The following is a 19,039-nucleotide window of genomic DNA, read 5'->3' as shown; positions in this document are numbered from 1 at the left end:
CGACGCCACCCCAGATAACGACGGACGAGGGTATTCCGGAGGCATTTCCATGAACGACGAGGCCCGCACCACTGCGCAAACAACCGGCCTTGACCAGATCGATGTGATGGACCGCTACTGGCGCGCCGCGAACTACATTTCGGTTGGCCAGATCTATCTGCTCGACAATCCGCTCTTGCGCGAGCCTTTGCTGCCCGAGCACATCAAGCCGCGGCTGCTCGGCCACTGGGGCACGACACCCGGCCTCAATTTCATCTATGTGCATCTGAACCGGATCATCCGTGAACGTGGTCTCGATGTTCTGTTCATCTGCGGTCCGGGTCACGGCGGCCCGGCAATGGTCGCGAACACCTGGCTCGAGGGGACCTACAGCGAGATCTATCCCGAGGTCGGCAAGGACGAAGACGGCTTGCGAAAGCTGTTCCGGCAGTTCTCGTTTCCCGGCGGAGTGCCGAGCCACGCGGCTCCGGAGACGCCCGGCTCGATCCACGAAGGCGGAGAGCTCGGTTATGCACTGGTCCATGCCTTCGGCGCCGCCTTCGACAATCCGAACCTTGTGGTCGCCTGCGTCGTCGGCGACGGCGAAGCCGAGACCGGCCCGCTCGCCGCGGCCTGGCATTCCAACAAGTTCCTGAACCCGGCATCCGACGGCGCCGTCCTGCCGATCCTGCATCTCAATGGCTACAAGATCGCCAGCCCGACGATCCTCGGCCGCGTGGAAGACGAGGCGTTGCGCAGCCTGTTCCTCGGCTATGGCTACGAAACCTTCTTCGTCGAAGGTCATGAACCTGCTGCGATGCATCGGGAGATGGCCCGCACGCTCGATACCGTGCTCGACCGGATCCACTCCATCCAGGAGCCTGCACGAGCCGCGGGCTGGAAGGGAGAGCGGCCGCTGTGGCCGATGATCGTGCTGCGCAGCCCAAAGGGCTGGACTGGGCCGAAAGAGGTCGACGGTAAGAAGGTCGAGGATTTCTGGCGTTCGCACCAGGTACCGGTATCGAACGCACGCGGCGATGCGGCGCACCGCCAGATCCTCGAAGACTGGATGCGCAGTTACGAGCCGGAAAAACTGTTCGATAAAGGCGGCCATCTCCTGGCGGAGCTCGCGGCGCTGGCACCTACGGGGTCACGACGCATGGGCGCAATCCCCTACGCCAATGGCGGCCTGCTGAAACAGGACCTCGTGCTTCCCGACTGGAAAGGCCTGGCGCTCGACGTACCGCGTCCGGGCGGCACTGTGGGAGAGGCGACGCGCACGGTCGGAAGCTATCTTCGCGACGTGGTCCGCTTGAACGCCGAGGCCAGGAATTTCCGGCTGATGGGACCGGACGAGACATCCTCCAACCGCCTCGACGACGTGTTCGAGGTTACGGACCGCGTCTGGATGGAGCGGATCGAGCCCTACGACGTCCATCTTTCCCGTGACGGCCGCGTCATGGAAGTGCTCAGTGAACATCTTTGCCAAGGCTGGCTGGAGGGCTATCTGCTGACCGGCCGCCATGGCCTGTTCTCGTGCTACGAGGCGTTCGTCCACATTGTCGATTCCATGGTCAACCAGCACGCCAAATGGCTGAAGACCTCCGGCGAACTTGCCTGGCGCAAGCCGGTCGCCTCGCTCAACTACCTGCTGACCTCGCATGTCTGGCGGCAGGATCACAATGGTTTCAGCCATCAGGACCCGGGCTTTGCCGATTTCGTCGCCAACAAGAAGGCCGACACGGTCAGGCTCTATTTCCCGCCCGACGCCAACACGCTGCTGTGGATCACCGACCATTGCCTGAAAACCTACAACCGCATCAACGTCATCGTCGCCGGCAAGCAGCCGGCGCCGCAATGGCTGTCCGCCGAAGACGCGGAAGCGCACTGCAAGGCCGGTGCCGGCATCTGGGAATGGGCCGGGACGGTTGCCAAGGGCGAAGATCCGGATGTGGTTCTCGCTTGCGCCGGCGACGTGCCGACGCTGGAGACGCTTGCCGCAGCCGACATCCTGCGCTCAGGCATTCCGGACCTGCAGATCCGCGTCGTCAATGTCGTCGACCTGATGATTTTGCAGTCGAATTCCGAGCATCCGCATGGCTTTGCCGACGACAGATTCGACGCGCTGTTCACCAAGGCCAAGCCGGTCATCTTCGCCTATCACGGCTACCCCTATCTCATTCACCGCCTGACCTACCGGCGCGCCAACCACGACAACATGCATGTGCATGGCTTTCGCGAGGAAGGCACGACGACGACGCCGTTCGATATGGTGGTGCTCAACCAGCTCGACCGCTATCATCTGGCGCTCGCCGCGATCGCGCGCGTGCCGGGGCTGGCCGAGCGGGCGAAGGATCTTGCCGCGGCGCTGCATGGGAAATTGGCTGAGCACACGGCCTATGTCCGCGAACATGGCGAGGACATGCCCGAGATCCAGAAATGGTCCTGGCCACAGGACAGCGCGACGAGGGCCGGCGATTGATGCGACGATCGATCCTTGCGTTGAATGCCGGCTCGTCGAGCATCAAGTTCCGACTTTACGATCTTGCAGCGTCCGCCGAGCTGGATCTTGCCTCGCGCGGTTCACTGGATCTGGGCGATGCGCCAAGGCTGACCGCGAAAGCCGCCGATGGGGAGCTGCAGTGCGATCGGCCACTTGCCGCAGACGCATCACGCGACATGGGCATCGGCCAGATGCTGCAATGGATCGAGAACGAACTTGGCGGAAGGAAACTGATCGCCGCCGGACATCGCATCGTCCATGGCGGACGCGAGTTCGTCGAACCTGTCCGCCTGATGCCGACAATTATCGAGGCTCTCGACAGGCTGACGCCGCTTGCGCCACTGCACCAGCCGCGCAGCCTCGCGCCGATCCGGGCGCTTGCCGCGTTGCGGCCCGACCTGCCGCAGGTCGGATGCTTCGACACGGCCTTCCATCGGACCATCGAGCCTCTGGTCAGCCGTTTCGCGCTGCCGCGCCACTATGAGGCAGACGGCATCCACCGCTACGGCTTTCACGGGCTTTCCTACGAATATGTCGCCGGCCGGCTCAAGCAGATATCGCCCGATCTGGCGGCGAAAAGAACCATCGTCGCCCATCTCGGCAACGGGGCGAGCCTGTGCGCCATGCGCGACGGGCGAAGCGTCGATACGACGATGGGCTTTTCGGCGCTTGACGGCCTGGTCATGGGCACACGCTGCGGCGCCATCGATCCGGGCGTGCTTTTGTACCTGCTATTGGAAAGAGGGATTTCGGGAGAGGCGCTGCAAGACATGCTCTACGAGGAATCCGGCCTGCTCGGCGTGTCCGGCATTTCCGGCGACATGCGCACGCTGGAAGCCAGCGACGACCGCCGGGCGCGCGAAGCGGTGGAGCTTTTCGCCTTCCGCGCCGCCAGGGAGATTGCCGCCCTCGCCAACACGCTGGGCGGGTTCGAATGCCTGGTGTTCACCGGCGGCATCGGCGAGCACTCGGCTCCGGCCCGCAAAGCGATTTGCGACAGGCTTGGCTGGCTCGGCGTGGCGATCGACGAGGCGGCCAACAGCTCCCATGCCGCGCTGATGAGCCAGGCGGAGAGCAAGGTCGAAGTCCGCGTCGTGGCGACCGACGAAGAAGGTGTCATCGCCCGCCACACGCGCAAGGTAATGGAGGGGCCCGGCTGATGCGGATGGCCTCGAATGACCCCGCTTGCGGCAGCCCTGCTCGTGCGGCTACGAAGCGAGCGCGGCCGATCTGTTGAAGACGATGGTCACTCGCGTTCCTTTGCCGGGGGTCGAGTCCACCTCGAACCGGGCTTTGGCGTTCTCGGTCAGCGATTGCGCGATCAACGCTCCGAGCTTGCCGGGTTTCGGCCAGGTCTCGCCTTCGGGCAGGCCGATGCCGTCATCGGCGACAACGATGCGAAAGCCGTCGCCGTCGACAACACTGCGCAGCGTGATTGTCCCGCCTTCGCGACCCAGAAAGGCGTGTTTCAGCGCGTTCGTCAAAAGCTCGTTGAGGTCACTCGCCAACTGCGAAGTCCCGGCGCGGCCACGCATCGCGGAGAGCCGAGATGATGGTTGGGAAGCGCCTGAAGGCTCAGTTCGAATGGCTCTGCTCGACCAGATGGTATCTGTACCGGTCACGAATATGCTCGTTGAAGAACCGGCCCTTTGACGAGGCTTTGCGGAATGCCTCGTGGACCTGCGGCGGCACGTCCTCGTAGTCATAGCGGTTTCCGCTCGGGACGAACCATACGGAAAGTACCCTCGTCGCCGGCTGGTAATCGATGTTCCTGATCGCAGTTGAAGGCATCCTCGACAGGTCCAATGCTCGGCAGTGCTCCATTCCATGCCGTCGTGTGAATAACCCTACACGGAGAGCGAGGTTCCTTCCTGCCTAAACCAGCCTTGCCGCTACGGGCCGGCTTCACCAAATATGGTTGATGCCATCGCCCAAGACATCGGCTGCAGCCCGCCAGGCCGATCTCTTTGCCGCCACCGACGACCTGCCGGAAGGATTCCGCTACCGGCCCGAACTGATCACGCCGGACGAAGAAGCAGAGTTGACGAGCCAGCTCGCAAGCCTGCCTTTTCAGGCTTTCGATTTTCACGGCCATCTGGCAAACCGTCGGGTGGTCGGCTTCGGGCTGCGTTACGACTACGACCGGCGCGAAGTCGTCGAGGCACCGCCGATACCCGGCTTTCTGCTGCCGTTGAGGGAAAAGGTTGCAGCCTTTGCCCACCGGCCCGCCGAGACCTTCGTGCAGGTGCTGGTCAACGAGTACCGGCCGGGCGCCGGTATCGGGTGGCACCGCGACAAGCCTCACTTCGAGGCGGTCGCCGGCGTTTCCCTGCTGGCCGCCTGCAGCTTTCGCCTGCGCAGGAAAAACGGCCCGCGATGGGACCGCAAGACGGTCACCGTCGAGCCAAGATCGGCCTATCTGATGACGGGCGCCGCGCGCAGTGAATGGGAGCACAGCATCCCGCCGGTTGCCGAGCACCGCTATTCGATCACGTTGCGCACGCTGCGGCCGCAACGCGCTTAAAGCAGAGCGGTGAGGAAGCCCAAGCACTGCCCTTAAGAACTGGGCTGAAACAAATTCATCCGTCGCCATGCCGACTGGCAAAGTCCGCCAACATGGCGCGCTGGCCTTTCAGGATCTTATGGTTGGCTTCAGGCAGGGAGAACCAGCCCGCTCTGTCGACTTCGGCGAATTCCTTCATCGAGCCGGACCTTGGCGGCCATTCCGTGACGAAGGTGTTGCTGCTGATGGCGTCGCTGTCGAAATCCGCCTCGACGCACCATGCGATGACGAGCTTGCCGCCCGGCTGCCGGTAGCTGCCAAGGTGTTCGAAACCTCCATCGATGGCGACGCCGAGTTCCTCTTCGGCCTCGCGTTTTGCCGCCGCTAGCTCGTCCTCGTTCTCGTCGATCAAGCCCTTCGGGATCGACCATGCGCCGTCGTCCTTCTTCGCCCAGAATGGGCCGCCCGGATGCACCAGCAAGACCTGGAAATGTCCTTCGCTTCGGCGAAAGATCAGCAACCCTGCGCTGCGTTTGGCCATTGCGCTATTCCCCTGACGAAAATGAAACGAACGTTCTCGTCCGGGCGGGCCTATGGAATAGCCTGCCACGGCGGAACGATTTCCGCTCGCAGCCGTTCCGTCCGTTCGGCAAATGAGTGATCGACATGGCGACGCCACGAGCTGCCTGGAAGGGCTTTATGAAAGTCGGATCTGTTTCCTGTGGCGTCAAGATCATCGGCGCCGTCAGCGAGGCCGAGAAAGTGCATTTCAGGATCCTGAACCGCAAGGACGGTCTTCCGGTCAAGAGCGCCTATATAGACGAGGAGACCGGCGACACGGTCGAGGTGGCCGAGCAGGTAAAGGGCTACGAGGTCGAAAAGGGCGAGTTCATCCGCATTGAGCCGGACGAAATCAAGAAACTGAAGATGGTATCGCAGCATACGCTCGAGATCGGCGAGTTCGTGCCCGCCGCCGAAATCGACGCACGCTACCTCGAAAAACCCTACTATCTCGTTCCGGCCGACGCGCCCTCCACGGAGGCTTTCGCGGTGATCCGGGACGCCATGGCCAGGAAAAAGGTAGCAGCCCGCTCCTGCGTCGTACTGTACCAGCGTGGCCGAGAGGTGCTGATCCAGCCGCTGGGCAAGGGCATGGTGATGACTGAATTACGCAACCACAATGAAGTGGTCGCAGCGGACGCGGTGTTCGAAGGGCTGAAGGATCGCAAGGTCGATCCGGAGATGCAGGAAATCGCGCAATTGCTGATCGACAAGAAGCCGGCCAAATTCGACCCGTCGAAGTTCGAAGATACTTATGAACAGGCGCTGGTTGCGATGATCGAAGCCAAGCGCAAGGGCAAGAAACCGCCCAAGCCGGCACCCGAGCCGAGGACGAACGTCGTCAATCTCGCCGATGTTCTGCGCAAGAGCCTGGCGCAAGAAGGCGGCAAGGCTCCGAGCAAAGGTCCGGGAACGGCCGCGAAACGCAAATCAGCCTGAATGTCCGAAAGCAGACCGAACGGAACCGAAAACGCTCGCGCGCATTTAGATGACGAAGCAATCCGTCGGCAAGCCAAGCGGAGCGGGGGACTGGTGGACGTCGTTGAACTAAAGACTGGCGGAATCCCGCAAGTTTCCTCCGCCGATCTGATGCAGGCGTTGCCTGTGGCCGTCTACACCACCGACAGACAAGGCTACATCACCTTCTTCAACGAAGCCGCTGCCGATCTTTGGGGATATCGTCCGGTTATCGGCCAGGACCGCTGGTGCGGTTCATGGAAGCTTCGCCACCTCGACGGGCGACCGATGGCGCACGACGAATGTCCGATGGCCGTTGCCTTGCTGGAAGAGCGGGACGTTCGTGGGGGCCGGGCGATCGTCGAGCGGCCGGACGGCCAGTTCATCCCGTTCAGCGCGCACCCGGCCCTGCTTCGCGATGCGACCGGCGAGGTCGTCGGCGCCATCAACACCTTGCTCGACCTCCGCACCCAGGCGCTGGCTGACGACGTCGGCATAAGGCTCGCTGCCATCGTCGAATCCTCGATGGACGCGATCGTGTCGAAAGACCTGAACGGCATTATCACCAGCTGGAACGACGCCGCACAACGCCTGTTCGGCTACACGCCCGCCGAGGCGATCGGCCGCCCGGTGACGATCCTCATCCCGCCCGACCACCTGGATGAGGAAGCCATGATTATCAGCCGCATTCGCGCCGGCGAACGGATTCCCTCATACGAGACCATCCGGCAGCGCAAGGACGGCACCCTGGTACCGGTTTCGCTCACCATCTCGCCGATACGCGACGGCATCGGGCGTATCATCGGCGCCTCCAAGATCGCGCGCGACATCAGCCCGCATAAGGAGAGCGAACGGCGCATCCGCACACTCATGCGCGAAGTCAACCACCGCGTCAAAAACCAGTACTCGGTGATCGTCTCGATGATCCGCGAGACCAGCAAGCTGGCGGGGACGCCAGAGGCTTTCCTTTCACAGGTCCGGGAACGCATCATGGCGCTTTCGGAATCGCACGATCTGCTGGTCGATGCCGAATGGCGCGGCGCGACTATCGGCGAATTGATCCATGCCCAGACCAAGGCCTTCGCGACACAGGCCCGTCTGTCGATGAGCGGGCCGATGATCATGCTGCAGCCGAACGCCGTACAATATCTCGGCATTGCCTTTCACGAGCTGGCCACCAATTCGGTAAAGCACGGAGCGCTGTCGCGCCATGACGGACGGGTCGAGGTCGAATGGACCGTGATGCCAGCCGCCGATGGCAGCGACGGCTTCCGCCTTGTCTGGCGGGAACTGGACGGGCCATTGGTGGATGAAAACACGCGACGCGGTTTCGGAACGGTTGTGCTCAAACGCGTCACGCCGCAGGCGCTCAGCGGCACCGGACGCCTGGAATTCGACAGGAGCGGCATCACCTGGACGCTGGAGGCGCCGCTGCACTTCGTGCAGATGTCGATGACTGGCATCGCGGCTGATTGAAGGCCGCTACACCGGCCGCGGCTTGGCGGCCGTGTGGCAACGCAATCCCTGTGGAGGCAATCAGGAGGAGCAACGATGAGTTGGCTGGGCACCTGGCGGAACCAGTACGGGTCGGTGGTCGAAATAACCGGCGAAGAAGGCGGACGGATCAGCGGAACCTTCAGGACGGCGCTGGAGGACAGCGCCTTCTTCGGCATGACGGTGCCGCTGTTCGGTGCCTGCCATGGAGACGTCATCGGATTCACCTGCGCGGCCGAAGGGCGGGTCGGAGCCGCAGCGGTGAGCTATACCGGCATCCTCAGGAACGGGAAGCTGGAGATGCTGTGGCACACTGTTGCCGATGCCGCTTTGTCGGCGGAAAAGGAAGGGGCGCCGGCCCGAGCCAGGAAACTCCCCGCCTGGCGCGCCTTTGGAACCAGCCTCGACAGTTTTGAACGCGTCTCCTGACGTGTCGCGCCTGCTGCGGCGGCATTCAGCACGCAAGTGAGGGAGCAGGGCGTCCCGTTGTGCATCGGAACTCGCGCTGACTATGGCGCGTTGGTGCGCCAGGAATGCGCTGTTCGTTACGGGGTCGATCCGATGAGCGTGCTGTATCGCGCGGCAAAAATCGCCGAACAGGCCCATGCCGCACAGGCGGACAAGACTGGAAGGCCTTATATCGAACATTGCCGCCGGGTCGTCGATGCCGTCGAAACGCTCGACCAGAAAGCCATCGCCTATCTTCACGACGTCATCGAAAAAGGCGACGGCTGGAACCGCGACCGGCTTGAGGCGGCCGGGTTTGGACCGTCCATCGTATCTGCCGTCGATGCCATGACGCGGCGGCCGAACGAAGACGATGCCGCCTTCGTTCGCAGGGCCGCGGCTAACCCGCTGGCATTGCCGGTCAAGCGCGCCGATCTCGCCGACAATCTATGGCAGGCACGGCAGATCGGTGCCTCGACGGCGAAATACGAAGACGGCCTGCGCATCCTCAAGGAAGAGTTCCCGAGCTGACGGAAAGCTGGCGGCTATCGCCGATGTGGGTCTACTCGGTGACGTGCGGCGTGTGCCGCTTGTCTTCCGCGGGATCGGCCTCGATCCGCGCCCGGTCGGGATCGAACGCACCATGGCGGGCGATCGCCAATGCCGGGGTGTCGGGCGTCTCGTAGGCCCACATGAAGTCTTCTGCCGACGAACCGACCGCATGAACACGCCAATAGCTTGCCGTGCCCTTCAGCGCGCCGTGGCTCGTTGTGTTCGTCTTCTCCAACAGGTCGAAATAGATGTCCTCGAAGGGGATGTAGAAAACCGGATCATGGCCGTCTTCATAGAGCAGCTTTGCCCGCTCGCTCGACGCAATAATGGCATCGGAGAACCGAACGGTCACAGTTCCATCGAACGGGACAATCCTGAGCGGGCCTGGGCGGGGGGCGGAATCTGCGGCTAAGGACTGCATTCGACTTCTCCGTTGACTGCGCTGCCTTCCCGAAACGTGTTGTTGCCCGTCTGAGTTCCAGACCGCGGGCGCGCCGAGGCCGGTGGTGGAACGGTTTTGCAAGGTCGTCGTTGTTTCAGACCTCCGCACGCGCCATAATCGCAATGGCCGCCACTCGCCGACTCAACCGCAAATGGACCACATGCTGGATCGATCGCCTACCCTCCCAAGGTCACTTGGCGCTGCGCTGCGAAGGGAAGTGCCGCGGTTTACGGCACCCGGCAGTGAAATTTCATGCACCACGGTCGCATCCTACAATGTGCATAAATGCGTCGGCACCGACGGCAGGTTCGATCCGGAGCGGGTCGCGGCCGTGGTCAAGGAGCTCGATGCCGATATCATTGCTTTGCAGGAGGCCGACGAAAGGACCGGAAGCAGGCAGGGATTGCTGGATCTCGCAGCACTCGAGCGCGACAGCGATCTCGTCCCCACACATGTCCCGGAAAACCGCCGCAGCCATGGCTGGCATGGAAATCTGATCCTGGCGCGACGCGGCGTGGTCGAAAGCGTGAACCAGATCCGGCTGCCCGGCCTCGAGCCGCGCGGCGCGGTTATCGCGGACCTGGAGCTGAAGGGCGTCTCGCTCAGGATCATAGCCGCGCATTTCGGCTTGCTGCGGCGCTCGCGCTCGCAGCAAGCCAACGCGCTTGTCGAAGCCACGCACCCGGTTCTGCGGCCGACAATCTTGCTCGGCGATCTCAACGAGTGGCGCGTCCGCAACAGGTCTTCGCTGCTGGCCCTGCTGCCGCATTTCGGTCCGATCGATGCGGTTCTGCCGAGCTTTCCGTCGCGCTTTCCGCTGTTTGCGCTCGACCGCATCCTGGCCAGGCCGCCGCACCTCATTTCCAGCATCGAGGTGCACACGACGCCGCTGGCGCAGCGCGCCTCCGACCATCTGCCCATCAAGGCCCGCCTGAACCTGGACGCGATAAGGCAGCCGCGACTGCAACCAGAATGAACCTGAAGGGTTGTTAGTCAGATTTTCAGATCGTTTGCTTCGCTGACGTTCGCCGGTGCATTTCATGGATACAGCCATTTCGCGGTTTGCCCAGGACAAGATCGCGGCCGGTAATAGCGGACTGCTGCTGATCGCCGACAATTATGACGCGTTTGCCGCGCGAATCCTTGCCGCGCGCAGTGCTACCAGCAGCCTCGACCTGATGTACTATCTCTGGCACGACGACCATAGCGGCCGGCTGCTTATGCAGGAGGTCGTCAAGGCGGCGGAGCGCGGTGTCCGCGTCCGCCTGCTGCTGGACGATATCAATCCGCGCAACAGCGACGCCGCTTACCTGGCGCTCAACAGCTACAAGAACATCGAGCTGAGGCTATTCAACCCCAGCGGCATGAGGAACGGCAGCATCTTTCGCTCGCTGGAGATGGTCGCCCGGCTGTTTGCGATGACCCGCCGCATGCACAACAAGGCCTGGATCGCCGACGAGAGCCTGGCCATCGTCGGAGGAAGAAACATCGGCGATGCCTATTTCGACGCTGCGGAGACGAATTTTCGTGATCTCGACCTGTTGCTTCTCGGTCCTGCCGTAGGGCAGACGATGCAGATCTTCGAGGCGTTCTGGAATTGCGAGGCGGCAAAGCCGATCCAACTGCTCAATCCGGCTACGGCGGGCTCGCGCGCCGATTTCCTCGACAATCTCGATGCGACCGCGGACGGCCAGCTTTTGAACAGCCTGCGTGCCTGGCGCACGATCACGGAGTTCATTGTAGCGCACAGCGACGTCTGCTGGACGAAAGGCGTTCGCGTCATTTCCGATCCGCCGGAAAAGGTGCGCGGCAAGAGGCGCAGGAACTGGCTGACAAAGGAGCTGCTTCCCGCTATCGCGGCGACCAGGCAGCGCCTCGAAATTGTCTCGCCCTATTTCATCCCCAGCCGCACCGGGTTGGCCATCCTGTCGAAGCTGGTGGACCGTGGCGCCGAGGTTGCAATCCTGACCAACTCGCTCGCCGCGACGGACGTCGCCGCCGTGCACGGCGCCTATGCCAAATACCGCCGCAAGCTGCTTAAAAAGGGTATCCAGCTTTTCGAATTGCAGCCATTCGACCGCCAGGCCAACATCTCCGTTTTCGGCTCAAAGGGAGCCAGCCTCCACACCAAGGCCTTCACGGTCGACGACACGTTGGGGTTTGTCGGTTCCTTCAATTTCGATCCGCGTTCGGTGTCGTTGAATGCGGAAATGGGCGTGCTTTTCCATGATACCAATCTGGTGATGGAGTTGCGCCGGCGGTTCGAGCGCGAAAAGTCGGCGCAGACGAGCTACCAGCTGGTCTTGGACAAAGGCGCCTTGCGGTGGCTCGGCATGGCGGATGGCGAGATGCGGCAATACTCGCATGAACCCGAGGCCAGTCTCTATCGGCGCATCGTTGCAGCGCTGGTTGGATGCCTGCCTATCGAATCGCAATTGTAGAGGCGACGGATTTGCCGGAACGCAACTCTTTGCTGGAACGGAACTCCGGGATGACGAGTTGTAACCGTTGTCCGGAGCATGCCGATGAAGACCACGATATACAGTTTTCTTGCCGAGCTCTTGCCATTCTGGATGGCGCATAAACGCAAGATGCGCGCCGACCGTGTCGCTGAGCGGCCGACACGATCTGCCGCAGATGACGATGTTCGGCCGTCCGGCGACCCGAATCGCGCAACACCGGCGCGACGGCGCAACGCGTCTTAGGGCGGGATGCCTTCAAATTACATCCCCCTCCAACTGTCTGGTTAGCCGCATTTCTGCGACGCCAAATGATTTCCCTGGCTGCAAAGCTCTAGCTCCTTGGCGATCACGCTATTGTCAAGTATCGCTATTCGAAATCCGGCGTTGCCAAGCATCCATTTTGCAGCACGTACGTTAATGGCACTACAGTTTGCCGCTACAGGTGAGCCCCATGAGTGATAGTGCGATAGAATTCTTGCAGGACTGGATTCACGAAAACGTTCATGTGCCGCCGCCTCCGATCAGGCTTGAAAGAGAGGCGGAAATCCTCGCCAGGGAATGCGAGGAAGAGGCGGCCGACGCCGGCGTACCCATCGAAGACATCGAGGAAGAGGTTGGCGACCTCAAGGATCTGCTCGTCGCCAAGCTTGAAGACGCAGCCGAGGACGAGGCCCGGCATCTGAATGGCGATGGCCAAAGGGCTTCCATGCCGGCGGCCGAGCAAAAGCCGTCCGTGCAAAGCCGTTCCGGAGCCGCTGTAAGGGTATGAACGAGGTGCGCCGCTTCGGCCTATTGTCCGATCAGCGTCAGCCCGAACAGGATCATCAGCCAAAGCCCGGCAGCAGCGACCGCAAGACGCGGCAGGACGCCGGCGCTGGCCAGATGCATGAACAGGATGGCGATGACGGCAGCCTTGGCCGCGGCGATCGTCAGGTTGAGTGCCGAATTGAAGGCGCCAAGCGCCAGGAAGGACGAGCCGACAGTCAGGGCCAGCAAGGCCAGAAGCCCGACATAGGCAAGCGTGAGTTTGCGGAACTCGCTCATCTGTTGATCAGATAGAGGACGGGGAACAGGAAGACCCAGACGATATCGACGAAATGCCAATAGAGGCCGATTGCCTGCACGCGGCGGAACCGGCCGGCCTCGATCGTGCGCGGCCACAGAGCGAGGATGCCGCCGATGACGATTACGCCGCAAATCAGATGCAAGGCATGCAGTGAGGTCATCGCGAAATAGAGGCCGAAGAAGAATTCGGCATGGACAGGATCCGGGCCCTTATAGATGAAAGGCGCGCCGAGCACCGGCGCCAGCCCTTCGCCGAATTCCCTGGCGTACTCCGTCGCCTTGATCGCCAGGAAGACGACGCCGAGCAGCGCCGTCGCAGCCAATGCCCGGCCGGCGGCGCGCCATCGCCGCGCGGCCGTGTACATATGGGCGAGCGCCATGGCGAAACTGCTGGTGATCAGGACGACGGTATTGGCCGTGCCCAGTGGCAGCGACAGATGCTTCGCCGCGCCGGCGAAGGCGTCGCCATAACTCAACCGGGCAAACATGAAGACGAGCAGGATGGCGCCGAACAGCATCGCCTCGGAGCCGATGAACACCCACATGGCAAAGCTGGCGGCTGCCGTTTCGCGAGCCGGCCGGTCGAAGGCGATGCTTGTCATCGGTGACTTCAAACCAGATCCTCCACCGGGTCCGACCGTTTCTCGGTCAGGCCTTTCATCGGATAATCGTAGGCTGGCCTGGTGACGGTCGGCATGCGATCGAAATTATGCGCCGGAGGCGGCGAGCTTGTTTGCCATTCGAGCCCGGTGGCTCGCCATGGATTATCCGGCGCCCGCGCGCCTCGAAACAGCGACCACGCCAAATAGAGGAGCGGCATCAGATAGCCGATCGCCAGCACCACGGCGCCTGCCGACGACAGGATGTGCCAGAAAGCGAATTCCGGCGGATAGGTATGGTAGCGCCGCGGCATGCCCAAAAAGCCGAGCACATATTGCGGAAAAAAGGTCAGGTTGAAGCCGATGAAGGTCACAGCCGCGGCTATACGGCCCCAAATCTCCGAATACATGCGGCCGGTGAGCTTCGGCCACCAGAAATGCAGCCCGGCCATGTAGGCGGTCACCATGCCGCCGACCATGATGTAGTGGAAATGGGCGACGACGAAATAGGTGTCGTGAACGTGGACGTCGACGGCGAGGGCGGCAAGGAAAAGGCCGGCCAGCCCGCCAAAAGTGAATAGCGCCAGGAAGAACAGGGCATAAAGCATCGGCGTCTCGAAGCTGATTTCGCCCTTGCGCAGCGTCAGGCTCCAGTTGAACACCTTTATCGCCGATGGGATCGCGACGCAGAAGGACAGGAACGAAAACACCACGCCGGCATAGGCCGACTGCCCGCTGACGAACATGTGGTGGCCCCAGACGAGAAAGCCGAAGACGGCGATCGCCATTGAAGCCAGGGCGACGGCCTTGTAGCCGAACAGCGGCCGGCGGCTGAAGCACGGCAGCACTTCCGAGACCACCCCCATGCCCGGCAGGATCATGATGTAGACGGCGGGGTGCGAGTAGAACCAGAACAGATGCTGGAACAACAGCGGATCGCCGCCGAGGTCGGGATTGAAGATGCCGATGCCGAAGACGCGCTCCAGCACGATGAGGATCAGCGATGCTGCGAGCACCGGCGTTGCCAGCACCATCACCAGGCTGGTGGCGTACAGCGTCCAGACGAAGATCGGCAGCCGGAACCAGGTGAGGCCGGGCGCCCGCAAGGTGTGGACGGTAACGATGAAATTGATGCCGGTCATGATTGTCGAAAAGCCGACGATGAAAACGCCAAATGCCGCGGTCGAGACAAAGCCGTTGGCATAGAGCGTCGACAGCGGCGTGTAGAAGGTCCAGCCGGTGTCGACGCCGCCCAAAAGCACCGAGGCGAGCGCGAACAGGCTGCCGAACATGAAGACATACCAGCTGGCCAGGTTGAGCCGGGGAAAGGCAAGATCGCGCGCGCCGATCATCAGCGGCAACAGGAAATTGCCGAGCGTCGCCGGGATCGACGGCACCAGAAAGAACCATACCATGATGATGCCGTGCAGCGAAAACAGCCGGTTGTAGACATCGTCGGAGACCAGGTCGCCGGCCGGCGTCGCAAGCTCGATGCGCATCAGCACGGCAAACGCACCGCCGAGGAAGAAGAAGGCCGTCAGCGAGACGAGATAGAGCCACGCTACCCGTTTGTGGTCGGTTGTCAGCAGCCAGGCGCGCGGCCAGGCACCCTCACTGAGATAGTTTGCCGGCGCCAAATCGCGATTCATTGCGGCGCCTCGCTGTTTGCCGCCGGGAACGAGGGAAATTGGAACGAAAGCGACTTGAGATAGGCCATCAGCATCTGCAACTCGGCTTCATCGACCAGACCGTCGAAGCTCGGCATCACCGGCTGGTAGCCGGCGGCGATTTCCTTGTTCGGGACAAGGATCGAATCGCGCAGATAGCGTTCGTCGGCGATGACCGTCTGCCGGTTCGCCAGCGCCACCGGCCGGCCGAAAATCCCATCGAGGCCGGGCGCCCGCACCTTACTGGAATTGCCATGACAGCCGGAGCAGCCGAGCGCGCGGAACAGTTTCCCGCCGCTCGCGGCGAGGCTTTCGCCTTCATCTTGGCTGCCCAGCCACGACGCATATTGCTCCGGAGCCAGCACCGTTACCCAGCCGCCCATTTCGGAATGCTGGGTGCCGCAATATTCGGCGCAGAACAGATGGTAGCGGCCCGGTTCGGTGGCAATGAACCAGACGTTGGTGGTGCGTCCCGGCACCGCATCCTGCTTCACCCGAAAGGCCGGCACATAGAAGGAGTGGATGACGTCCTGCGATGCCAGCGACACCACCACCGCCTTGCCGACCGGCACGTGCAGCTCGTTGATCTCACGCTGGCCGCCGGAATGGCGGAACTCCCACATCCATTGCTTGCCGAGGCCGGCGATCTCGATAGCGTCCGGCGGCGGATGGTCGCGCCGCACAAACAGGACTGCGCCCCAGCCGAAGAAGATGAAGGCCATCACCAGGCTGGCAATGCTCCATGTCATCTCCAGCGGCAGGCTGCGGGCACGCGCCCCGGTACGGTCGGCGGCGGAGCCGACGCGATATTTGACGGCGTAGCCGACCACGAGAACGGTCAGGAACAGGCCGAGCGCGGCCGCGAAGGCCAGCAATGTATAGAACAACGCATCGATGCTGCTTGCGATCGACGAGGCTTCCGGCGGGAAAAACCGGATACCGAAGCTCACGCCCGCCTCCTGCGCGCCAGCTGCAGTATGGCCGTCGCCAACCCCACCACCATCACGATGCTGGCGAGCTTCAAGGCAGCCCAAATCGCCGGCGCATATTGCCCCTTAGAGGTATCGAAGCCGGCGCAGAGCAGGAAGGCATGATCGGCGATCGAGCCGAGCTTGCCGGAAGATGCCTCGACAAGGGCAAGCTTAAGATCGCGCGGCGTGAAGCTCAGCGCCGGCAGCACCTGCGCTATCCGGCCTTTCGGCGTCAGCGCGATGACGGCGATCGGATGGGCGAACTGGTCGATCCTGGCGCGTGTGTCGAAGCTGATGCCAGCCTCCGCCGCAAGGGCGGCACCGGCGCCGTCGGCACTGGTCAGGAACCGCCATGCCGACAGGTTCCTCGCGTCGGCCACAGCGGCGACGGTGGTTTGCGCATCGCTCGCATCACCGGCCGTGTCGGCGGCATCGATCGAGACGAACAAAGCGCGATAGGTTTCGGGATCGAGCGACGTCTTTTTCAAATCCGAAGCGACCGCCTGTTGGGTCACACCACAAAGGTTCGGACATTTGTCATAGCCGAAAATCAGCAGCGCCGGCCGGCCCGCAAGCGTTTGGCCGATCGTGCGCTGCACGCCGGATGCATCACGAAACACCCGGTCGAGGCTGAGCTGTGCGCCGATCTCGGGATCGAAGGCCGGGCGTGCGACGGCCGTGGCGGGCAGCGCCACGAGGAGGGAAAAAGCGGTTAGCCAAGCCTTCACGGCCTGCCTCCCTGGCCTGGCGCGGTCCGGCAGCGAGCGGCCTGTGGCGCGCGTGGTATCTCGGCCTCGACCAATCCGCAGTCGGCGCCGGCGGCCGCCGGCGGCTGCCCCCAGTTCGGCAAACCGTGGCTGACGATCGCCCACATGGCGTCCTCGATCGGAATGCGGGCAATGCCGGCGGTGCGGTCGACCCAGCCGACTTTGTTCAGTGCCTGCTCCTCCGCCTTGCGGAAGGCGGCTAGGTCGTCTTCCGGAAAGCGCTGCAAGGCGGGACTGGCTCGGTTGCCGGCCGACGATGGCCCCGGCAGCGGCCACAACGGTCTGGTGTCGAAGACGAGCCCGAGGACGATGGCTGATGCCGCCAGGAACAGCAGCAAGCCGGCCGCGAAGGCAAGCAGCGCGCCCGGCCAGATATCGCGCGTTTCGGGATGGCGGGCCGCCCTAGCCATGCGCCGGCCCCCGGCGCCAGAAGCCGATACCGTCCGGCCGGCCAAGCACGAAAAGCAGCAGCGCAAGCCAGAGGCCGCCGGCTCCTGCCAGCGCGGCAAGGTCGCACCAGAACGCTGTCACACCGCCACCGGCAAGCGGCGGTCTGATCCGCCACAGGACATCGACATAATGGCCGGCCAGCACGATGCCGCAGATCGACAGAAGGCCGGCATGGCTGCGCTTTAGATCCCGGCTGAGCAACCCGGCAAAGGGGATCGCGAATTGCAGCGCAATCAGCAGCCAGAGCAGATATTGCCAGCCATTGCTGCTGCGAATGAGGTACCAGCGGATCTCGTTCGGCAGGTCGCCGCCCCAGGTCACCAGCCATTGCATGAACGACAGGTAGGCCCATAGCAGCACGAAGCCGAACAGCATGTTGGCCAAATCCTCGCTCAGCGCGACATCCTCCTCGCCGCCCGGCATGACCTCGATCGAGCGGTTCGCACACAGCACCGTCATTGCCAGAGCGTAAGCGCCGACGACTTCGGCGGATGCTTCCAGCAGCGCATAGATCGTCGAGGAGAACTCCGGCTCGAGCGAGAGCATCCAGTCGATGGCAAAGATCGTCACCGTCAGCCCATGCGCAATCAATCCAGCGGCATAGGCCTTGCCGCGGCCGGCGCTGCCGCGGCCGCTATCGGTCGTTGTCCAGTCGAGCACGCGCCACGCCAGCACCAGCCAGATCGCAGCGCAGGCGGCAAAGCGCAACAAAAAGAACGAAACGTTCAGATAAGAGAATTTCAGGCGCACCGTCTCGGGCAATGCAGCCGCGTCGGCACTCGCCCAGGGAAAGACCAGGTCGAGCCTGGGCAGAACCGGCAGCAGCAGAAGCAGCGCCAGCGGCAGCGTCGTGACCAAGCCGCGTAGCGGCTGGCGGATTGCCTCGCCCCAGCGGCCACCGGTCAGCCCATGCACCATCAGGATGGTCAGCGCACCGAGCGGCAGGCCGAGCAGGAACAGCGCCGCAGGCAGCCAGCCGGCCAACATGGCTCTGAGGTCGAAGGCCAATCCCGCGGCGCAAAGCACAAGTCCGGCGGCGGCCACGGCAAGCGCCGGCAAAATCAAACGTTCGGTGGCAAGCCGCATCATCGATCTGGCTCCGCATTGAGCTCGGCGCGGAGGCTTTCCGGCAGTTCGGCAATTGGCGCCTCGCGCGAATATTGCAGGGCGCGGATATAGGCGACGATCGCCCAGCGGTCGGCAGGCGGGACGCGCGCCGCGTAGGAAAACATGGCGCCATAGCCGTAGCTGATGACCTCATAGAAATGCCTGTCACTCGCCTTGCGCAGCGCGTCCTGATGATAGGTGGGCGGCGCTGGAAAGCCACGCTCGACGACCATGCCGTGGCCGTCGCCGGTGCGGCCGTGGCAAGGCGAACAGAAGATGTCGAAGCGCTGCCGGCCTCGCCGCAGCAGCGTCATGGTGACCGGATAGGGAAACGTGTCCGGCACCGGCGAAAGATCGGCATCGCGTGCGACCGTGTCCTCGGCCGGCGCCCGCGCCGACATGCCGTTGGCGAACTGGTTGCTCTTTTCGAGCGGATCGTAGCGCGGCTGGTCCTCCATGTCCTGCCGGCAGCCGGCGAGCAGCAAGGCTGCCGCCAGCAGACTCGTGCGCATG

General features: G+C 63.0%; 21 protein-coding genes and 1 pseudogene. 10 read left to right on the top strand and 12 right to left on the bottom strand.

What is annotated here, in order from left to right:
• Nucleotides 1-49: 49 nt before the first annotated feature.
• Together NKG95_RS28625 and NKG95_RS28620 are read left to right on the top strand one after the other, a co-directional pair.
• Nucleotides 50-2,461, top strand: a complete 2,412-nt coding sequence (locus NKG95_RS28625) for a phosphoketolase family protein (RefSeq protein ID WP_353043146.1) — start codon at nt 50-52, stop codon at nt 2,459-2,461.
• Nucleotides 2,461-3,642, top strand: a complete 1,182-nt coding sequence (locus tag NKG95_RS28620; RefSeq protein WP_023720510.1) for an acetate/propionate family kinase — start codon at nt 2,461-2,463, stop codon at nt 3,640-3,642. Before NKG95_RS28625 ends, NKG95_RS28620 begins: the two co-directional genes overlap by 1 nt.
• Before the next feature lie 48 nt (nt 3,643-3,690).
• Here the strand turns inward: NKG95_RS28620 and NKG95_RS28615 are convergent.
• Both NKG95_RS28615 and NKG95_RS28610 read right to left on the bottom strand, forming a co-directional pair.
• Nucleotides 3,691-3,978, bottom strand: a pseudogene (locus NKG95_RS28615) (ATP-binding protein); the annotation flags it as partial.
• Nucleotides 3,979-4,057: 79 nt separating this feature from the next.
• Nucleotides 4,058-4,273, bottom strand: a complete 216-nt coding sequence (locus NKG95_RS28610) for a KTSC domain-containing protein (protein WP_353043145.1) — start codon at nt 4,271-4,273, stop codon at nt 4,058-4,060.
• A 130-nt stretch (nt 4,274-4,403) separates the two neighbouring features.
• On the opposite strand from NKG95_RS28610, the gene NKG95_RS28605 reads away from it, so the two are divergent.
• Nucleotides 4,404-5,006: an alpha-ketoglutarate-dependent dioxygenase AlkB gene (locus NKG95_RS28605; protein ID WP_353043144.1), complete on the top strand. Its 603-nt coding sequence runs from the start codon at nt 4,404-4,406 to the stop codon at nt 5,004-5,006.
• Between the two features lie 55 nt (nt 5,007-5,061).
• On the opposite strand, the gene NKG95_RS28600 is transcribed toward NKG95_RS28605, so the two are convergent.
• Nucleotides 5,062-5,526, bottom strand: a complete 465-nt coding sequence (locus NKG95_RS28600) for an NUDIX hydrolase (RefSeq protein ID WP_353043143.1) — start codon at nt 5,524-5,526, stop codon at nt 5,062-5,064.
• Nucleotides 5,527-5,651: 125 nt separating this feature from the next.
• Here NKG95_RS28600 and ku point away from each other — a divergent pair, with 125 nt between their 5' ends.
• The 4 genes from ku (at nt 5,652) to NKG95_RS28580 (ending at nt 8,975) form a co-directional block, all read left to right on the top strand.
• Nucleotides 5,652-6,485: a non-homologous end joining protein Ku gene (gene ku / locus NKG95_RS28595; RefSeq protein WP_353043142.1), complete on the top strand. Its 834-nt coding sequence runs from the start codon at nt 5,652-5,654 to the stop codon at nt 6,483-6,485.
• 93 nt (nt 6,486-6,578) lie between these two features.
• On the top strand, nt 6,579-7,979 hold the full coding sequence (locus tag NKG95_RS28590) for a PAS domain-containing HWE histidine kinase family protein (RefSeq protein ID WP_348633240.1): 1,401 nt from the start codon (nt 6,579-6,581) through the stop codon (nt 7,977-7,979).
• Between the two features lie 75 nt (nt 7,980-8,054).
• A complete protein-coding gene (locus tag NKG95_RS28585) occupies nt 8,055-8,426 on the top strand; it encodes an avidin/streptavidin family protein (RefSeq protein WP_023720517.1) in 372 nt (123 codons plus the stop codon).
• A gap of 132 nt (nt 8,427-8,558) precedes the next feature.
• A complete protein-coding gene (locus NKG95_RS28580; RefSeq protein ID WP_023720518.1) occupies nt 8,559-8,975 on the top strand; it encodes an HD domain-containing protein in 417 nt (138 codons plus the stop codon).
• Nucleotides 8,976-9,006: 31 nt separating this feature from the next.
• On the opposite strand, the gene NKG95_RS28575 is transcribed toward NKG95_RS28580, so the two are convergent.
• Complete coding sequence (locus tag NKG95_RS28575; protein WP_023720519.1) at nt 9,007-9,417, bottom strand: DUF427 domain-containing protein; 411 nt, start codon at nt 9,415-9,417, stop codon at nt 9,007-9,009.
• A 181-nt stretch (nt 9,418-9,598) separates the two neighbouring features.
• On the opposite strand from NKG95_RS28575, the gene NKG95_RS28570 reads away from it, so the two are divergent.
• The 3 genes from NKG95_RS28570 to NKG95_RS28560 all read left to right on the top strand — a co-directional run bounded on the left by NKG95_RS28570 (nt 9,599) and on the right by NKG95_RS28560 (nt 12,669).
• Nucleotides 9,599-10,414 (top strand): endonuclease/exonuclease/phosphatase family protein, encoded by an 816-nt coding sequence (locus tag NKG95_RS28570; RefSeq protein WP_502913993.1) that lies wholly within the window; start codon nt 9,599-9,601, stop codon nt 10,412-10,414.
• Between the two features lie 64 nt (nt 10,415-10,478).
• Nucleotides 10,479-11,879, top strand: a complete 1,401-nt coding sequence (locus NKG95_RS28565) for a phospholipase D family protein (protein ID WP_352495087.1) — start codon at nt 10,479-10,481, stop codon at nt 11,877-11,879.
• Between the two features lie 472 nt (nt 11,880-12,351).
• Nucleotides 12,352-12,669 carry a DUF768 domain-containing protein gene (locus NKG95_RS28560; RefSeq protein WP_023720522.1) on the top strand — a complete coding sequence of 106 codons (318 nt, stop codon included), beginning with the start codon at nt 12,352-12,354 and terminating at the stop codon, nt 12,667-12,669.
• A 20-nt stretch (nt 12,670-12,689) separates the two neighbouring features.
• Here the strand turns inward: NKG95_RS28560 and NKG95_RS28555 are convergent, their stop codons facing one another.
• From NKG95_RS28555 to NKG95_RS28520, 8 genes are read right to left on the bottom strand one after another with little or no spacing between them, the layout of a single operon-like run.
• The gene (locus NKG95_RS28555; protein ID WP_352481436.1) at nt 12,690-12,944 is read right to left on the bottom strand and encodes a cytochrome C oxidase subunit IV family protein; all 255 of its coding nucleotides are present in this window, start codon (nt 12,942-12,944) and stop codon (nt 12,690-12,692) included.
• On the bottom strand, nt 12,941-13,567 hold the full coding sequence (locus tag NKG95_RS28550; RefSeq protein WP_353043140.1) for a cytochrome c oxidase subunit 3: 627 nt from the start codon (nt 13,565-13,567) through the stop codon (nt 12,941-12,943). The genes NKG95_RS28555 and NKG95_RS28550 overlap by 4 nt, the downstream gene beginning before the upstream one ends.
• An 8-nt stretch (nt 13,568-13,575) precedes the next feature.
• The gene (gene ctaD, locus NKG95_RS28545; protein ID WP_352481434.1) at nt 13,576-15,213 is read right to left on the bottom strand and encodes a cytochrome c oxidase subunit I; all 1,638 of its coding nucleotides are present in this window, start codon (nt 15,211-15,213) and stop codon (nt 13,576-13,578) included.
• Nucleotides 15,210-16,181 (bottom strand): cytochrome c oxidase subunit II, encoded by a 972-nt coding sequence (coxB, locus tag NKG95_RS28540; RefSeq protein WP_023720526.1) that lies wholly within the window; start codon nt 16,179-16,181, stop codon nt 15,210-15,212. The genes ctaD and coxB overlap by 4 nt, the downstream gene beginning before the upstream one ends.
• Nucleotides 16,178-16,930: an SCO family protein gene (locus tag NKG95_RS28535; RefSeq protein WP_353043139.1), complete on the bottom strand. Its 753-nt coding sequence runs from the start codon at nt 16,928-16,930 to the stop codon at nt 16,178-16,180. The genes coxB and NKG95_RS28535 overlap by 4 nt, the downstream gene beginning before the upstream one ends.
• Nucleotides 16,927-17,379, bottom strand: a complete 453-nt coding sequence (locus tag NKG95_RS28530; RefSeq protein WP_023720528.1) for a hypothetical protein — start codon at nt 17,377-17,379, stop codon at nt 16,927-16,929. Before NKG95_RS28530 ends, NKG95_RS28535 begins: the two co-directional genes overlap by 4 nt.
• Nucleotides 17,372-18,508, bottom strand: coding sequence for a hypothetical protein (locus NKG95_RS28525; protein ID WP_353043138.1), 1,137 nt, complete (start codon nt 18,506-18,508; stop codon nt 17,372-17,374). Before NKG95_RS28525 ends, NKG95_RS28530 begins: the two co-directional genes overlap by 8 nt.
• A complete protein-coding gene (locus tag NKG95_RS28520) occupies nt 18,505-19,038 on the bottom strand; it encodes a c-type cytochrome (protein ID WP_352481518.1) in 534 nt (177 codons plus the stop codon). Before NKG95_RS28520 ends, NKG95_RS28525 begins: the two co-directional genes overlap by 4 nt.
• Between the last annotated feature and the right edge of the window lies 1 nt (nt 19,039).

The organism is Mesorhizobium sp. M1423, assembly GCF_040317575.1.
In the GTDB taxonomy this organism is placed as follows: Bacteria; Pseudomonadota; Alphaproteobacteria; order Rhizobiales; family Rhizobiaceae; genus Mesorhizobium.
The sequence above is the reverse complement of the archived record's forward strand: the minus strand, read 5'-3'. Positions and strand labels throughout refer to the sequence as shown.

Bases quoted from the DNA above. Each gene is read 5' to 3' on its own strand.
- NKG95_RS28625 (WP_353043146.1), top strand. From the start codon at position 50: ATGAACGACGAGGCCCGCACCACTGCGCAAACAACCGGCCTTGACCAG.
- NKG95_RS28620 (WP_023720510.1), top strand. From the start codon at position 2,461: ATGCGACGATCGATCCTTGCGTTGAATGCCGGCTCGTCGAGCATCAAG.
- NKG95_RS28610 (WP_353043145.1), bottom strand. From the start codon at position 4,273: ATGCCTTCAACTGCGATCAGGAACATCGATTACCAGCCGGCGACGAGG.
- NKG95_RS28605 (WP_353043144.1), top strand. From the start codon at position 4,404: ATGCCATCGCCCAAGACATCGGCTGCAGCCCGCCAGGCCGATCTCTTT.
- NKG95_RS28600 (WP_353043143.1), bottom strand. From the start codon at position 5,526: ATGGCCAAACGCAGCGCAGGGTTGCTGATCTTTCGCCGAAGCGAAGGA.
- ku (WP_353043142.1), top strand. From the start codon at position 5,652: ATGGCGACGCCACGAGCTGCCTGGAAGGGCTTTATGAAAGTCGGATCT.
- NKG95_RS28585 (WP_023720517.1), top strand. From the start codon at position 8,055: ATGAGTTGGCTGGGCACCTGGCGGAACCAGTACGGGTCGGTGGTCGAA.
- NKG95_RS28580 (WP_023720518.1), top strand. From the start codon at position 8,559: ATGAGCGTGCTGTATCGCGCGGCAAAAATCGCCGAACAGGCCCATGCC.
- NKG95_RS28575 (WP_023720519.1), bottom strand. From the start codon at position 9,417: ATGCAGTCCTTAGCCGCAGATTCCGCCCCCCGCCCAGGCCCGCTCAGG.
- NKG95_RS28570 (WP_502913993.1), top strand. From the start codon at position 9,599: ATGCTGGATCGATCGCCTACCCTCCCAAGGTCACTTGGCGCTGCGCTG.
- NKG95_RS28565 (WP_352495087.1), top strand. From the start codon at position 10,479: ATGGATACAGCCATTTCGCGGTTTGCCCAGGACAAGATCGCGGCCGGT.
- NKG95_RS28560 (WP_023720522.1), top strand. From the start codon at position 12,352: ATGAGTGATAGTGCGATAGAATTCTTGCAGGACTGGATTCACGAAAAC.
- NKG95_RS28555 (WP_352481436.1), bottom strand. From the start codon at position 12,944: ATGAGCGAGTTCCGCAAACTCACGCTTGCCTATGTCGGGCTTCTGGCC.
- NKG95_RS28550 (WP_353043140.1), bottom strand. From the start codon at position 13,567: ATGACAAGCATCGCCTTCGACCGGCCGGCTCGCGAAACGGCAGCCGCC.
- ctaD (WP_352481434.1), bottom strand. From the start codon at position 15,213: ATGAATCGCGATTTGGCGCCGGCAAACTATCTCAGTGAGGGTGCCTGG.
- NKG95_RS28530 (WP_023720528.1), bottom strand. From the start codon at position 17,379: ATGGCTAGGGCGGCCCGCCATCCCGAAACGCGCGATATCTGGCCGGGC.
- NKG95_RS28525 (WP_353043138.1), bottom strand. From the start codon at position 18,508: ATGATGCGGCTTGCCACCGAACGTTTGATTTTGCCGGCGCTTGCCGTG.
- NKG95_RS28520 (WP_352481518.1), bottom strand. From the start codon at position 19,038: ATGCGCACGAGTCTGCTGGCGGCAGCCTTGCTGCTCGCCGGCTGCCGG.